At 60.7% G+C, this 16,096-nt stretch carries 10 protein-coding genes; 2 read left to right on the top strand and 8 right to left on the bottom strand.

What is annotated here, in order from left to right; all coding sequences use genetic code 11:
- Positions 1–786: dihydrolipoyllysine-residue succinyltransferase (sucB, locus tag A6A03_RS15525; RefSeq protein WP_156525361.1), on the top strand; the 786-nt coding region annotated here is incomplete at its 5' end.
- A gap of 570 nt (positions 787–1,356) precedes the next feature.
- Here sucB and acnA read toward each other — a convergent pair.
- Entirely contained in the window at positions 1,357–4,098 is a 2,742-nt protein-coding gene (acnA, locus tag A6A03_RS15520) for an aconitate hydratase AcnA (RefSeq protein ID WP_066790095.1), read from the bottom strand.
- A 437-nt stretch (positions 4,099–4,535) separates the two neighbouring features.
- Between acnA and A6A03_RS15515 the strand changes: the two genes are divergently transcribed.
- A complete protein-coding gene (locus A6A03_RS15515; RefSeq protein WP_066790094.1) occupies positions 4,536–6,671 on the top strand; it encodes a DUF6345 domain-containing protein in 2,136 nt (711 codons plus the stop codon).
- A 25-nt stretch (positions 6,672–6,696) separates the two neighbouring features.
- Here the strand turns inward: A6A03_RS15515 and A6A03_RS15510 are convergent, their stop codons facing one another.
- The 7 genes from A6A03_RS15510 to A6A03_RS15480 form a co-directional block, all read right to left on the bottom strand.
- Entirely contained in the window at positions 6,697–8,109 is a 1,413-nt protein-coding gene (locus A6A03_RS15510; RefSeq protein WP_082908989.1) for a glycoside hydrolase family 32 protein, read from the bottom strand.
- A 306-nt stretch (positions 8,110–8,415) separates the two neighbouring features.
- On the bottom strand, positions 8,416–9,333 hold the full coding sequence (locus A6A03_RS15505; protein ID WP_066790093.1) for a carbohydrate ABC transporter permease: 918 nt from the start codon (positions 9,331–9,333) through the stop codon (positions 8,416–8,418).
- Positions 9,330–10,466: a carbohydrate ABC transporter permease gene (locus A6A03_RS15500; RefSeq protein ID WP_066790090.1), complete on the bottom strand. Its 1,137-nt coding sequence runs from the start codon at positions 10,464–10,466 to the stop codon at positions 9,330–9,332. The genes A6A03_RS15505 and A6A03_RS15500 overlap by 4 nt, the downstream gene beginning before the upstream one ends.
- Before the next feature lie 232 nt (positions 10,467–10,698).
- The gene (locus A6A03_RS15495) at positions 10,699–12,018 is read right to left on the bottom strand and encodes an ABC transporter substrate-binding protein (RefSeq protein WP_066790087.1); all 1,320 of its coding nucleotides are present in this window, start codon (positions 12,016–12,018) and stop codon (positions 10,699–10,701) included.
- Between the two features lie 255 nt (positions 12,019–12,273).
- Positions 12,274–13,305: a LacI family DNA-binding transcriptional regulator gene (locus A6A03_RS15490; protein WP_066790086.1), complete on the bottom strand. Its 1,032-nt coding sequence runs from the start codon at positions 13,303–13,305 to the stop codon at positions 12,274–12,276.
- 190 nt (positions 13,306–13,495) lie between these two features.
- Positions 13,496–14,197 carry a 3'-5' exonuclease gene (locus A6A03_RS15485; protein ID WP_066790083.1) on the bottom strand — a complete coding sequence of 234 codons (702 nt, stop codon included), beginning with the start codon at positions 14,195–14,197 and terminating at the stop codon, positions 13,496–13,498.
- A gap of 19 nt (positions 14,198–14,216) precedes the next feature.
- Positions 14,217–16,058, bottom strand: coding sequence for a DUF294 nucleotidyltransferase-like domain-containing protein (locus A6A03_RS15480; RefSeq protein ID WP_066790081.1), 1,842 nt, complete (start codon positions 16,056–16,058; stop codon positions 14,217–14,219).
- Between the last annotated feature and the right edge of the window lie 38 nt (positions 16,059–16,096).

Genomic DNA, 16,096 nt, shown 5'->3' with positions numbered 1-16,096 from the left:
GCGCCGGCGACACCACCGCCGCCCCCGCCGCGGCCCGCCCCCACGCCTCCCGCGCCACCCGCGCCGGTGCTCTCGACCAACGGCGACCGGCGCGAAGAACGGCAACGGCTGAGCCGCCGCCGCCAGACTATTGCCCGCCGTTTGGTTGAGGCGCAACATACCGCCGCGATGCTCACCACCTTTAACGAGATTGATATGAGCGCGGTGATGGCGTTGCGCGCACGTCACAAAGACTCGTTCAAAGAGCGGCACGGCATTGGCCTCGGCTTTATGTCGTTCTTCACTAAAGCGGTGGTTGGCGCGCTCAAAGCCTTCCCAATCGTTAACGCCGAAATCCAAGGCGACGAGGTCGTGATCAAGTACTACTACGACATCGGCATCGCGGTTGGGGTTGATGAGGGTTTGGTGGTGCCAGTAGTGCGCGACGCCGATCGCAAGACCTTTGCCCAGATCGAGCGCGAGATTGCGCAACTGGCCAAGAAGGCGCGCGAGGGCACGCTGAGCCTTGCCGAGTTGCAGGGGGGCACGTTCACGATCACGAACGGCGGCGTGTATGGGTCGTTGATGAGCACGCCAATCCTCAATGCGCCGCAGGTAGGCATTCTCGGCATGCACAAGATCGAAGAGCGGCCGGTGGTCGTTGGCGGCCAAATCGTCATCCGCCCGATGATGTACGTCGCTCTGAGCTACGATCACCGCCTGATCGACGGTAGCACCGCGGTGCGCTTCCTCGTCAAGGTGAAGGAGTTGATTGAGGATCCGGAAGCGTTGCTGCTAGAGGGGTAAGGCGTTCGCCGAGAGGCGGGAGGTTTTTTTACCGCAGAGGGCGCAGGGGGCGCGGAGGGTGATCACCATCTGGCGTCCTTTGCGCCTTTGCATTATACTCCACTGCGCTTTGGCTTCCTTTGCGGCGTTGGAGTGCCCCCCTCCCAGCCTCCCCCCGCTGGGGGGAGGAGCAAGCGCCCCTCTCCCGCACCAGTGGGAGCGGGGCTGGGGGTGAGGGTGCGCCCCTCCCCCAGCGGGGGAGGGGTGAGGGGTGGGGGCACCCAAGAAGTCGTGGCGGCAATCTGTGCCCCCCTCCCAGCCTCCCCCCGCTGGGGGGAGGAGCAAGCGCTCCTCTCCCGCGCCAGTGGGAGCGGGGCTGGGGGTGAAGGTGCGCCCCTCCCCCAGCGGGGGAGGGGTGAGGGGTGGGGGCTGCATATTTACCGCAAGGGCGCAGAGGACGCAGAGGATGATCACTCACACACCTCCGCGCTCCTTTGCGCCTCGGCTCGCTGGACGGCGTTGGAGTGCCCCCTCCCAGCCTCCCCCCGCTGGGGGAGGGGTGAGAGGTGGGAGCACTGCTGTGCGGTGAGCTTAGTCTTGGCGATCTTCAGCCAGCAACTGGCGCAACACGTACTGCAAAATACCGCCGTGGCGATAGTACTCGACTTCTTGCGGCGTATCAATCCGAGCACGGGTCTGGAACTCGCGCACCGTACCATCGGCGGCAGTGGCGCGCACGGTGAGGATACGGCCATTGGCGAAGCCGCTGGCAATCGCATCGGCCAGACCGATCACATCGTAGACCTCGTGGCCGGTGAGGCCGAGGCTGGCTGCGCTCTCGCCGGGCATAAACTGGAGCGGCACGATTCCCATCCCGACCAGATTCGAGCGGTGGATGCGCTCGAAGCTCTCGGCGATCACGGCCTTCACCCCTTGCAAGTAGGGGCCTTTGGCGGCCCAGTCGCGGGACGAGCCGTTGCCGTACTCCTTGCCGGCAATTACGATCAGCGGCGTGCCATCGGCTTGATAGCGCATCGCCGCGTCGTAGATGGACATCACTTCGCCGGTGGGCAGATAGGTGGTGAAACCGCCCTCAGTACCGGGCGCCAGCTTATTCCGCAGGCGGATGTTGGCGAAGGTGCCGCGCACCATCACCTCGTGGTTGCCGCGGCGCGCGCCGTAGCTGTTGAAATCAGCCGGGGCAACGCCGTGCTCGATCAGATACTTGCCGGCGGGCGAGTTGATCTTGATGCTGCCGGCGGGGCTGATGTGGTCGGTGGTGATGCTATCACCCAGCAACGCCAACACCCGCGCACCATGAATCTCGGCTACCCGCTCAGGCGGGGTTGGGCTCATCTGATCGAAGTAGGGCGGTCGGCGGACGTAGGTGCTAGCCGGATCCCACGCGAAGCGATCGCCAGCCGGCACTGGAATGTTCTCCCACCGCTCGTCGCCGACAAAGACGCTAGCATACGAACGGCGGTACATCTCAGATTGGATCGCCGTCTCGATCGTTTGATGCACTTCAGCCTGCGACGGCCAGATGTCGCGCAGATAGACCGGCTGGCCATCCTTGCCAATCCCCAGCGGTTCTTTATCTAGATCGATATCGATCCGGCCAGCGATGGCGTAAGCCACCACCAACGGCGGCGACATCAGATAATTGGCCTTGACATCTTGCTGCACGCGGCCCTCGAAGTTGCGGTTGCCGGAGAGCACCGACACCGCGACCAAGCCCGACTGATCGATCGTCTGGCTGATCTCCGGCGCCAGCGGGCCAGAGTTGCCGATGCAGGTCGTGCAACCATAGCCGACCACGTGGAAGCGCAATGCTTCGAGGTAGGGCAACAGACCAGCATTGGCCAGATACTCGGTCACCACCTTCGAGCCGGGGGCGAGCGAGGTCTTGACCCACGGCTTGACGGTCAAGCCGGCTTCGACCGCCTTTTTGGCCAGCAGGCCGGCAGCCACCATCACCGACGGGTTGGAGGTGTTGGTGCAGGAGGTAATGGCGGCGATCACGACCGAACCGTGGTGCAGCTTGTAGCCAGCGCCGGGAACCTCGACCGCGGTAGCGGCGAAATCGGCCGCGGAAAGAGCCGTATCAGGCTGAGACGGGTTGATAATCGCCGGCACGGCCATGTGGAAGGTGCGGTTGACTTCGGTGAGCGGCACCCGGCCTTCAGGCCGCTTGGGGCCAGCCACGCTTGGCTCAACTGTGCTCAGATCCAGCTCAAGCACGGTCGAATACTCGGCTTCGGGGGTATGCTCATCGTGGAAGAGACCCTGCGCTTTGAAGTAGGCCTCGACCAGCGCCACCCGCTCTTCGCTGCGACCAGAGAAGCGCAGGTAGCGCAGCGTCTCTTCGTCAACCGGGAAGATACCGCAGGTTGCGCCGTATTCAGGGGCCATATTGGCGATCGTGGCGCGGTCGGCCAGCGGCAGGCCGGCCAAGCCGGGGCCAAAGAACTCGACAAACTTGCCGACCACCCCCAACTTGCGCAACATCTGGGTCACGGTCAACACGAGATCGGTCGCCGTTGCCCCCTCGCGCAGCCGGCCAGTCAGCTTAAAGCCGACCACCTGCGGGATCAGCATCGACAGCGGCTGGCCGAGCATCGCTGCCTCGGCTTCAATGCCACCGACACCCCAGCCTAACACACCGAGACCATTGATCATCGTGGTGTGCGAGTCGGTGCCGACCAACGTATCGGGGTACGCCTGCACCGGCCCGCTCGCGCGCGGATTCTCGTCGCTGGTAAAGACCACGCGGGCCAGATACTCAAGGTTGACCTGATGCACAATCCCGTTGCCGGGAGGCACAACTTTGAAATTATCGAACGCAGTCTGGCCCCAGCGCAAGAACGCATACCGCTCGACATTACGCTGGAACTCAAGGTCTTTATTGATCAGCAGCGCCGCTTCCGAGCCATAGGCATCGACCTGCACCGAGTGGTCGATCACCAATTCAACCGGCTGCAGCGGATTAATCCGGCGCGGATCGCCACCCAACTCGGCCATGGCATCGCGCATCGCCGCCAGATCGACCACGCACGGCACGCCGGTAAAGTCTTGCAAAATGACGCGGGCCGGCATAAAGGCCACTTCGCGGTCGGGTTCGGCTTGGGGCTGCCAATTGGCCAGCGCCAGAATATCGTCGGCGGTTACGGTGCGGCCATCTTCGTGGCGAAGCAGATTTTCGAGCAGGATACGCAGCGAGTAGGGCAAGCGGGCGAGATTGACGCCGTGGTTGGCGAGAGCGTCAAGACGGTAGATTTCATAGGTGCGGCCACCGACCGTCAAGGTCGAGCGAGCGCCAAAACTGTTGGCCATCGTTCATCTCCTTCGGCTGACCTCTGCAACGGAAGGCCATTCCATGTTGTGGTAGAGCGATTATAGCACGAACTGTCACAATGTTGTGATTTGTTGCACAAACCGTGCAAAAGGTGGATGCAGTACTGGAATTATACCAAATTCGCCGGCAGAGCATGGGATCAGGCCACCGGTAAAGCGCACGACGATGCGTCTTTATCGGCTGCCACCGACCGGTATCAGGTTCCTTCAAGGCGAAGATCGCTGCGGGGAGTGGCGGCAAGGTACGACCTTGCCCACACCGGCCCGCACAATTGCAGCATAATCCGGTACCAATGGGTGATTATTTCTGTTGGGATCTCCGTTTAAGATCATGAAAACCTGAAACGCGCCACCACTTTTCTCTCTTTGCATATCGCTTCAGGTCATGGATTCGCGAATGCAGAGGAGGGGTCGCAATGAACAGGGTTGTTCGTGCGCGGATGTGGTTGGCGTTGTTCGTCATCGGGATGATGTGCGTCGCGCTCTGGCCGGCTACACCGGCGCCGGCGCAATCACAGGTGCGTTTACCGGTCTTTCGCCTCACCAAGCCCCCGGCCAGCAATGATACCACCCAACAGTTGGGAGGAGCACTGGAAGGCATTGGCCGCGCCGCGCCGGCGGGGCAAGACGAGTTTCGGGGCAAGAGCCGGTTTTTCCGGTTGAATGAACAAAACCGCACGGTGCTCACCCAGTACGAGGCGTCAGGCGGTTTCTTTGCGTATGACCTTGACGGGCTAGGGCGAGAAACGCCTGCCGGTGCAGTTGATGCGGAAGTAGCGAAGCGATTGGCGTGCCAATTCCTCACCAACAACAATTTTGTCGGCCGTGATGGCATCCTCGCCAACAACGGCCAAAGCAACTACCCGGCGCGATTGCCGCTCATTCCGGGCACATGCAACGCGACCAAAGATTTTGGCCGCACCACTCTGATTCGCGCCGCCCAAGCCACAGTAAGCGGCCCCGGATTAGGGCAAACGACCGAATCGATCGTTGGTGTGGTGGTAGAAGTGCCGTTTGGGTTTGTCAATGGCGAGCAATTTATCCCGATCGGCGGCGCTGGCGGGCATATTTCATTACTCTTCACCAGTACGGATACGATTGTTTTACCCAATCTGAACGACTCGCTCGACAGTAGCGTTCCCGGTCTCGCCGGGATAGCTATGCCCTTCTTTGGGCGCACGCTGGAGTTTAGCGGTACGGTGCCGGTGCGCAATTTGAGCGATGTGCGCAGTGAGGTCGAGGCGCTGGTGCGCGCATCGTACCCCGATGCGACCAACGTTACTGTCCCCGATCCGGTGCTGACGTATATGGTTGATGATGCTTCGTTCGAGCAGACCTTCCTCGAACCGGAAGCGATGTTTGAAGACATCACGGTGACACTGCCCAACGGTGATGTGATCGTGCTGCGCTCGTTCTCGACGCCGCTGATGGCAAGCGGAGCGGGCAGTCTGAGCCCGACTGTCACTATTACCGCGCCGGCCAACGGCAGCTCCTTCCCAATTAACGGTACAATCACGCTCACCGGTACGATTGCCGATGGCACCGCGCCCTACACCTACCAATGGCTGCTCGGTGACGAGACCCCGCTCGGTAGTCCAACCACGCTCAACGCACCCGGCTCAGTCAGCCGTTCGACCGCCTTACCGGCGGCACTACGCGAAACGACGCCGGATGTGGTGACGATCATCTTGCGCGTGACCGACGCCAACGGCGTGCAGCGCGAAGCTAGCGTCAGCGTCACACCCGATTACCGCTTTGTCTACGTGCCGACGATCATCCGCAGCGGCGGCAGCACGGCGGCACTACCGGCGGCTGAGCTAGCCCAAGCCACCACCTACTCGTTCGGCGTTGAAGGCAACTGGGACTACCAACCCTACGGGCCGGGCGGCTCTGACTTACCGGGAGTAATCCCGGATGTGAATGGTTTTCGGATCGGGATGATATTGAACGGCTACACGCAACGCTTCTTCTGGGCAAACGCGAACGCGTGGGAACGCGACTGGCGCGACGTGAGTTTGGGCGGGATTGACAGCACAAACGGCGTCGATCGGGCGGCCTTCGTCTACTACGCCGGACACGGCGGCGCCGGCAGCATCGTGATGACCTCGAACAAAGACAGCACGTGGTTTGACGGCACTAAGGCCCGCTATCAAAATCTGCGCTGGGTTGGGTTTGCCTCGTGCCAGACGCTGCGGGTGCAAGGTTATACGCCGGGCAACGAACCGATCCGCAAGTGGTTCAACGCCTTCCAAGGCGCGCACATGCTGCTCGGCTTCAACAGCAACATGAAAGATGTCGCCTTTGGCGGCAACTGGGTGGTGAATATGCAGATGCCGTCATTCTTTGGCGTTGACTACCCGTGGGCACAGTTGACGATCGCGCAGGCATGGGTCAAGACGGCGTTTGATATGAACGCTGGCAAGCCGGCCTATATCTATGCCCGCAGCAATACCATCAATCCGCTAAACGACAAATTGCCCAAACCGGGCACGGCGATGCCGCCGCGACCATTGCCGGTCACCTCGTACCATTGGGTGTGGTGGGAGTTTTAGGCTGAACGGGCGTGGCGCAGGCGCGTCACGCCCAAATATCGGCCATCTCCCATGCGCGCATCGTCACCAGTTCAGCGGGGTTGCCGGCGGCTTGCACGGCAACCCCATCGCTATCAGGCCGGCTCGGATAGATGCGGCTGGTGATCGAGCGGCGGTCATTGGCGAAGACCTCGATCAGCGAACCATCGAGAAAGATGCGCAGCCGCAACGGCTCGCCGGGAGCCAGCGGCAAGGGGGCATGGTGCGAGTCGCGCCAAACCTCATGGCTCAGACTCGAACGGCTACGGTCGAGGGTGAGGGTGGCGGCGGCGCGATCGTAGCGCAACATCGTCGCTTCGGCCCCGTCAGGGCTGGCGCGCAGCCACACGCTGGCCACACCGTGCGGCGGTGGCAGCATGATCACCTCTAGCTCAAGATGCGCGCCACGGATCGGCATCCACTGCGGCGCGCCGGGCATAATCGGGCCGGGAGCCACCTGCTGTTCCGCTCCGCGCAATTGCCGCACTTCGGCAATCGGCAACGCTACCACCTGCCCATCATTCGCCAGCCGCACCTCGCGCGGCAACGACATCACCCCGGCCCAACCGGCAGCCAACACCGCCGCCTCGCTCCGTCCCTCCATCACCCAGCCAAACATGATCCGGCGACCATCGCGGATCGGCATCGTCTGCGGCGCGTAAAAATGGGCATCGCCGTAATCCAGCTTGTGGGTCAGGGATGGCGTAAACCGGCCATCACGATATTCACCGCGCATCGCGATGGTGTAATACGGGCGCTGATCCCACACCGAACAGATCAGCACGTGATCGCCATTCACGGCAAAAAAATCCGGGCACTCCCAGAGCGTGCCTGTCCAGACTGGATCGAACTGGCCAGCATCACCGATCACCAGCGGCCCGCCGTATTCCCAGCGGCGCAGATCATCCGACCGGTACAACAGCACCGTACCGCCTTGACCGCGAATGCCGGCGCCAATCAGCATCGCCCACCGGCCATCTTCGCGCCAGACCGTATGATCGCGAAAACCGAGTAGATCGAGATCAGGCGGCGGCGCAGAGATAATCGGCTCCGGCCATTTTTGCCACGTCAGCAAGCCATCGTGGCTCACCGCCAGACAGGGGGTTTGCACTTCAGGCAGACGAAAACCGGTGTAGATCACGGTTGGCGTGCCATAGTCATTGACCGCACACCCCGACCAGCAGCCATCGGCATCAGGCCCTCCCGGCGTGGGGGCGAGTGCAACCGGCTGGTGTTGCCAGTACAACAGATCGGCGCTCGTCGCATGCCCCCAGTGGATATTGCGATGGTACGCTCCAGCGGGATTGTACTGGTAAAACAGGTGAAACGTCTCGCCCCACTGGATCAGGCCGTTGGGGTCATTCATCCAGTTGGCCGGCGGCAAAAAGTGGTAGCGGGGGCGATGCGGGTCGCTGGTCATACCGTTCTCTTTCAGCAAAGAAATCGTAACATCGCAGCACGCGGCAGTGAAACTGCCGCACTCCATATTGCGAGCGGGGCATGCGGCAGTGAAACTGCCGCACTCCATACCACATTGCGAGCGGGGCATGCGGCAGTGAAACTGCCGCACTCCATACCACATTGCGAGCGTGGTATGCGGCAGTGAAACTGCCGCACTCCATACCACATTGCGAGCGTGGTATACGGCAGTAAAACTGCCGCACTCCATACGCAACCTGTGCCGGCCTCCTAGCTAATGTCGCAGTATGATGTTAGTGAGGCTAATTTACCCCTTCACCGAACCGGCCATCAGACCGCGCACAAAGAAGCGCTGCAACGAGAAGAAGACGATCAGCGGCACGATCATCGAAATAAACGCGCCGGAGGTGAGCAAATGCCACTCTTGGCCAAACTGGCCAAGCAAGCTGAGCAGCCGCTGCGTCACCACCTGTACTCGTGGCTCGGCGCCGAGGAAGACCAACGCCACCAACAGGTCATTCCACGTCCAGAGGAATTGGAAGATGGCGAAGCTAGCCAGCGCCGGCATCGAGAGCGGCAGAATCAGGCGGGTGAAGATGGTAAAGTGGGTTGCGCCGTCGAGAAAGGCCGACTCGAAGATATCGCGCGGAATGGTGCTGATGTAGTTGTAGAGCAGATAGACTGCAAGCGGCAGACCGAAGCCGGTGTGCGCCAGCCAGACGCCGAGATAGGTGCCGCCCAACCCCAACGCCACATAGTCGCGCAAGATTGGCACCAGCGAGATTTGCAGCGGCACGACCAGCATCGCCACCACGAGGATAAACAATGGCCGCCGGCCGGGAAAGTCGATCCACGCAAAGCCGTAGGCGGCAAAGGCAGCGATCAAGATCGGGATAATCGTCGCTGGCAAGGCCACCGTCAAGGTATTGATCAGCGCCACCTCCATGCCCACCCGCGTCCCGCTTGTGACCGGGCGATCGGGCAACGGAATGCCGAGCACAATCCGATAATTATTGAGCGTAAAGCGCGCGTTCTCCGGGTTCGTCACCACCGTCCACCAGCCACTGGTCTTAACATCATCAGCCGGACGGAACGAGCTGACCAGCAAGCCAATGGTGGGAGTAATCCAGAGCACGGTGATCAGGATCATCACCACATAGACCATGATGTGGCCGATGCGAAACCGGCGGCGCTGGCGCGGCGCAGCAAGAGTAGTGCTGGTCATCGGAAGGCCTCCGTCTGCTTGTTAAACTGGCGCAGGTTGTAGTACATCACCGGCAACACCGCCAAGAGCAAAATGATGGCGATGGCAGCCGCGCGCCCGTTATTCACCTGCCGGAAGAGCTGGACGAACTGCACGTTTGCGATCACCTGCGTGCCGAAGTTGCCGCCGGTCATCGACTGGACGATATCGAAGATCTTGAGGGTGAAGAGGATAATGGTCGTGGTGACGGTAATGAGCGTGCCCTGAATTGACGGCAAGATAATGCTGCGGAAGATTTGAAACTCGTTGGCGCCGTCGATCCGGCCCGCTTCGAGCAGATCAGAAGGAATACCCTTAATGGCCGCCGAGAGAATCACCATCGAATAACCGGTCTGCAACCAGACCATAATGATCACAAGGAAGAGGTTATTCCACGGCTGCATCAACAACCAACCCTGCGACTCAAACCCCAGCGCAGTGATGATGCCATTGAGCAGACCGATCTGGGTTGAACCGGTCGGGCGATACTCGTAGATAAACTTCCAGATCACCGAGGCACCCACACCCGAAATTACCATCGGCATAAAGATCAGCGCCTTGCAGACGGTCTCAAACACGGGATGGGTGCGATCCACCAGCACGGCAATCAAGAGGCCAAAACCCACGCTCATACCGGTGCCGAAGATCATCCAGAAGAGAAAGTTGTTGCGGTACGACTGCAACATCTCTTGGCTGGTAAAAGCGTAGATATAGTTATCCAAGCCGACAAAATTGATCCCGCGGGCATCGTAGAGGCTGGCGATAAAGGAACGGATCGTCGGCAACACAAGATACCACGTCAAGATGGCCAGCGCCGGCCCGACGAAGACAAAGGGAATCAAGCGCCGCCGCCACGTTGGCCCCAACTGTTCGATCAAATAGTTCGAGAGGGTAAAGAGCGCCAACACGCCGCCGACACCCCACAGAATCGCAATGATCGCCGTAATCCACTGCGGGATCTGCGTGTCACGCAGAAAGATAAAGACCTGATAGAGCACCAGAAAGGTGATCGCCGGCACAAAGATCGAAACCAGCAGACGGCCAAGCGTCGTCGAGAGAAAAGCGCCAATACCGCTTGGCTCAGGGGATCGGGAAATCTCACGTGTTGGGCGCATCAGAAATCCTCCTTGAGTGGCCACGTTGCCGGTGAACGTTCGTGAGCGGGGCAGCGGCGAGCGGGTTTGTGCCCGCCATCCCGCCAATTGCTGAAGCCCGTTTTCCGGTAGGTTGCCAGTTGGCCAGCCGTTCCCGCGCAGGCATCGTTGGCTGCCACAGCAGGGATTTACGGATAGGGCAGAGCAGCACCCTGCCCTACCGCCCCACAGTTGCAACGATCAGCGCAACCGCCTATTGCTTATACGCCGCATCAATCTCGGCCAAGGCCGCATCCAGCGTGCGATTGCCGCTCGCCCAGTCGGTCACACCTTTCCAGAAGGCAGCATTGACGGCTGCCGGCATGGCATCGGAGGCGTCGAAGCGGGCAGCTTGCGCAGCAAGGATCGCTTCGGCGACCTGCCGTTCAATCGAGGTCGGATAGACGCTCAGATCCTGATCCTTGTGCGGGAAGATACCGCCACCGAGACGGGCCCACGGCGTCGCCGAAGCGCCGGTCGCCATGAACTCCATAAACTTGCGCACTTCTGGCCGGTCACGGCCCTTGAGCACCACGAACACATCACCACCCACTTCCAGCGCCGGGGTGACGTTCGGGTCAATCGGCGGCATCACAAACAGACCAACCTTGTTATCGAGGTCGGCCCGCACCGACTCTTGGAAGAAGTTGGTGACGAAGCTGCCTTGCATGTGCAGCCAGCAGTTCGGCGGATCGGTGAAGAGGAAGGTTGCTGCGTCGCCGAAGTTGGTCAACACGATCGACTGGCGGCCACCGTAGACATTGCCATCGGTGAACCAGACATTGCCCAAGATCTCGAAGGCGCGCTTGACTTCGGGCGAGCTAAAGGCCACTTCACCGGCAATCCAGCGATCGTAAACATCGGTCGGCTGAGTGCGCAGCATAATGTTCTCGATCCAGTCGGTGCCCTTCCAACCGGTCGCCGCGCCCGACTCAATCCCTTCGCACCACGGCGTATGGCCGTTGGCCTTCATCTGCTCGGTCAATGCCGTCAACTCATCCCACGTTGTGGGAACCTTATAGCCAGCCGCCTCAAAGGCCGGCTTGTTGTACCAGATAAAGCCCTTGGCATTGACACGGTGGAAAACGCCATAGGGAGTCCCGCCAAACGTACCCAGCTCTTTCCAGAACGGCGCATAGTTCTGGTCGATCAAAGACAACACTTCCGGCCACAATGGCACCAGATTGCCTTCGGCAGCCAAGCGGGCCGCGCCACCCGGCTGCGGGAAGCCGGCAATATCCGGCGGATCACCAGCCTGCACCCGCACGACAATCTGGGTATCGAAGTCATTGACACCAGTGTAGACGACATCAATATCGGGATTCGCCGCCTCGAAGACCTTGATCACCTCTTCAAAGGCATCGGCTTCGCCACCGCCAAACGCACCGAGGATCGTCACCCGCTTCTTTTCACCACCGGTTTGGCCAGTCGAGCCGCTGGGTTGGGTCGAACCGCCGCCACCGCCGCAAGCGGCTAGCACAAAGCTCACCGCAACCATTAATGAAATAACCATGACCAATCGCGAACGCCGCATCGTTCTCACTCCTTCTGCTGGATGCAAGTCAACTTTGACGATAAGATCACATCGTTTGGCAACGAGGCCTTGCGTGTCGTGGCAAGGCAAGCGGCTCACTGGCAAACAATGCTTGCCCAGAGACGCTCAGTGTAAGCAATGACTGCTTACACACGGCCTACCCCCTCTTCGTTGCCAAACTACCCCCTAGCTCCTGCGCTAACCCCACCTCCTTTCTATCAGCGCAAGCGTTGCCATTCAACGCCACACAACCAGCTAGATCGACTCCCGTTCGATCAACGGGCAGGGAAGATAATGCTGAACAGGCGGCAGACTCTCGCCGGCGGGCAACGTCTGCAACAATTCAACCGCACGGCGGCCCATCTCGTAATGGGGCAGCTCAACGGTGGTCAGCGGCGGATAGAGCTGCGCAGCGATCAATTCGAGGTTATCGAACCCGATCACAGCCACATCGTGCGGGATACGCAAGCCAAGCCGCTTGATGGCATCGTAGGCTCCCATCGCCATCTTGTCGTTAAAGCAAAAGATTGCCGTCGGGCGATCGTCGCGCTCAAGCAGAGCGAGAGCGGCGGCAAAGGCATCGTGGGCATTGGAATGGCAACTCTGCACCAACGCCGGGTCAAACGGCAAGCCATAAGCGGCTAGCGCCTGCCGGTAGCCTTCGAGACGGCCAAACAGGGCCGGCATCGGAATAATCTCGTTAATGAACGCGATCCGGCGATGGCCACGCCGAATCAGCGCCTCGGTTGCGGTATAGCCACCCTGCACCTCATCGGGCACAATCGCCGGCAACGACCGGTCGGCGACAAAACAATTGACCAGCACCACTGGCGCCTGCGTCAATTCCGGCGGTGGCGTCACTTCGTGATGGTACATCGCCGCATACATCAAACCCTCCACCCGCCGTTCCAACATAAATTGCAGCGCCGTCTGCTCGATATCACGCTGGCCGCTGGTATTGACCACCAACAACATCTGTTGCCCTGCCCACGCCGCCTCTTGCGCGCCGAGAATAATGCGCACAGCGTAGGGCGACGTCACCACCTCGTCAGAGATCAACCCCAACGTTTGCGAGTGGCGAGTGCGCAAACTGCGCGCCATGGCGTTAGGCCGCCAGCCAAGGGCATGAATTGCGGCCCAAACCCGGTCGCGCGTCTCTTGGCTGATGGCGGCGCTCGTGACGTTATTGACCACAAACGAGACCGTGGTCTGCGACACGCCAGCCAGCCGGGCGACGTCGTACATCGACGGCGGGCGGTTACGTTTTGAGCGAGATTGGTCGTCCATTGACCGTATCGATTGACTTTGGTAAAACGAATTACTAATTCGATTTATAGATTAACACAGATTTAATCACCTGTCAAGAGGGTGTAGCGGCTTACCGGTATAATAGCAGACTTGTCAATAGTTGCAGGGAGCTATGAGGGAGAGGGGAACAGCAGCCAGCGGGGTGTAGGGGCACAGCGGCGCTGTGCCCCTACACCCCGCCGGCCCGGATCAAACCGGCCAAATTATTGCGCCCTTGATCGGCCAACAAGGTCGCTTGGGCAATAAACAACTGCGCGGTGGTCACCGCATCGTTGAGCGCATTGTGTTGGGCATAGATCGGCAACCCTAGCGCGTTCACCAACCCGCGCAACTCGATGGCCGGCGCCGGCATATCTCGTGACTGCTCACCGAGCCATTGCGCATTGAGGTGGAGGGTCATCGCCAAGCGGGCCGTATCGAGAATCGGCCGGCGCAAGCGTCCGCCAAACGGTTTGAGCGCCGCGTTGATGAAACGCACATCAATTTCGGCCACATGCACCACCAGCACTCTCCCGGCAATCCGCTGTAACAGCTCGGCAAGCACCGCTTCCGGCGGCGGCGCATCGCGCAACTCTTCCGGGGTGAGGTGATGGACACGAATGCTCTCAACGCTTGGCTCACGATCGGGTGGCGGGCGAATAAGCGAATACCACGTCTGTTTCAGCAAGACGCGCCCATTCTCAACATTGACGGCGCCAATCGCGATCAGCGCATCGTGGCGGGGATCGAGGCCAGTGGTTTCGACATCGATCACCGTGTACGGCACTTCCCGCCACGGCAAGCGCCGGTCAGGCTCAGGGAAGGCTTCGTAGGCCCGCACAAAATCGGCGGGAGGCGTGCGCTGAAAGAGGCGTGACCAAAACGAAAGCATAGTCTCTCCCGTGCCGGCGTCACGCCAACCGATCGGTCTGGAACATGAGCGCCACCCCGCGCTGCACCGAAGCGATCGCCTGCAATGACTCTTTGATCTCGCGCCGTTCGCGCGGGCCAAGCTGGTGGAAATTGACGAGATTATCAGGCGGCAGCCCCTGCGCAATCTGCTGTTGCTGGTGTTGCAAGCGCAGGGTCGAGAGCAGCTCAAACGCGCTAATCAGATTATCGCCGTCTTCGCGGCTCAACACACCGGCGGCCATCGCTGCGCGCAAACGCGCGATCGTATTGGTCTCGTTACTACGCGCTTCCAGCCCAAACAGACGGGCAATATCCACCACCATCGCCGTGCCGCGCAGCTTCAGATCGAGCAGATCGCGCTGTTCGCCACGCCGTTCGAGCGCCACTTGGCGGAAGAAGGTCAGCGGCGCAGGTTGGCGGAGGGCGGCGCGGGCAAGGCGAGCCATAAAGATGCGATGTTCGGCGGCATGTTGGGTAATCGTGCGCAAGATCGGCTCAGCCGGCAAGGCGCCGTAGACTTGGCGATAATCGAAAAAGATCGCCGTGCGCAGCAACGACTCCTCATCGGGCACTTCGATCCAGCGCCGGAAGTAGCGTTGCCAGACAGAGAGCGGCTGGCGCCATTCGGGATTGGAGGCCATCACATTGCCGGGGCAACGGGGGAAGCCGCACTCGACCAGCCACCCCACCACCAATTCGGCCAACCGTTCAAAATAGCGCACCGCTTCCGGCGAGGCTTCATCATCGTACACCAGTGCATTATCTTGATCGGTGCGCAAGGTCTGCTCGTAGCGCCCTTCCGAACCGAGCACCAACCATGCGTAGGGTACGGGAGGCGGCCCCAACTCGGCTTCAGCATCGTGCAGCAACCGTTGCAACAAGGCATCGTGGGCCACCGCCACCACACGGCCAATATCGCTGACACGCGCGCCGGCAGCCATCAGCGTATTGACCGCATCGGCCACCTGATCGGTATAGCGGCGCAGATCGGCCAATGACGTCGCCCGTTGCAACAGGCGCGGCAAAAAGAGCGGGCTATTGCTTTGGCGGCGCAAAATATCGGTATGGGTCACTAAGCCGATCACGCGATCGTGATCAACCAGCGGCAAATGGTGAATACCTCGTTCGAGCATGAGCAACAAACCCTCGAAGGCCAGCGCATCAGCCGAAATAGAAGTCGCCGGCGCGCTCATCACCTGCCGCACCAGCGTCGTATCGGGCAAACCTTCGGCGAGCACCCGATTACGCAGATCGCGGTCGGTAATAATGCCGGGCGGCTGTTGATCAACGATCAGTGACGAAATCCGCTCGGCGCGCATCAAGCGGGCGGCATCACCCACCGTCGCATCGGCGCTGATAAACACCGGCGGGCGGGCGATCAAATCGCGCAGGCGGGTTTGGAACAGGGCCGGGTTCGACTCAGCTTGGCGCGACTGGATCGCATACCCCAGCCGTTCGATCACCGAAGCGGCAAAAAACGCGGCGAACTGGGGCTGTTCGGCGCGCAAGCGATGAAAAATCGCCCCCGGCAACAAATAGAGCAGGGTATCAGTATGAGCGCGCACCGTCACCAGCGGCGGCTGGCCGCGGATGAGGGATGGATGGCCGAAAGCTTCGCCGGGGCCAAGGGTATCGACCACCTGATCGCCACTGCGCAGCAGATCGACCGAACCCTTGCACACAATGTACAAAAACTGGGCCGGCTCGCCGCCACGGGTGAGGATGGTCTGGCCAGCGCGAACAAACTCAATCTGCAACTCACCGGCAATTTGGTGAACGACATGATCGGGCAGACGATCGAACGGGGGGTAAGAGCGCAAAAAGCGGGCGATCTCGTCCATACCGGCATGCTCATTGATACAATGCGAGGCATCTCCGG

Source organism: Chloroflexus islandicus, from assembly GCF_001650695.1.
In the GTDB taxonomy this organism is placed as follows: Bacteria; Chloroflexota; Chloroflexia; order Chloroflexales; family Chloroflexaceae; genus Chloroflexus; species Chloroflexus islandicus.
This window is presented reverse-complemented; position numbering and strand designations above follow the sequence as displayed.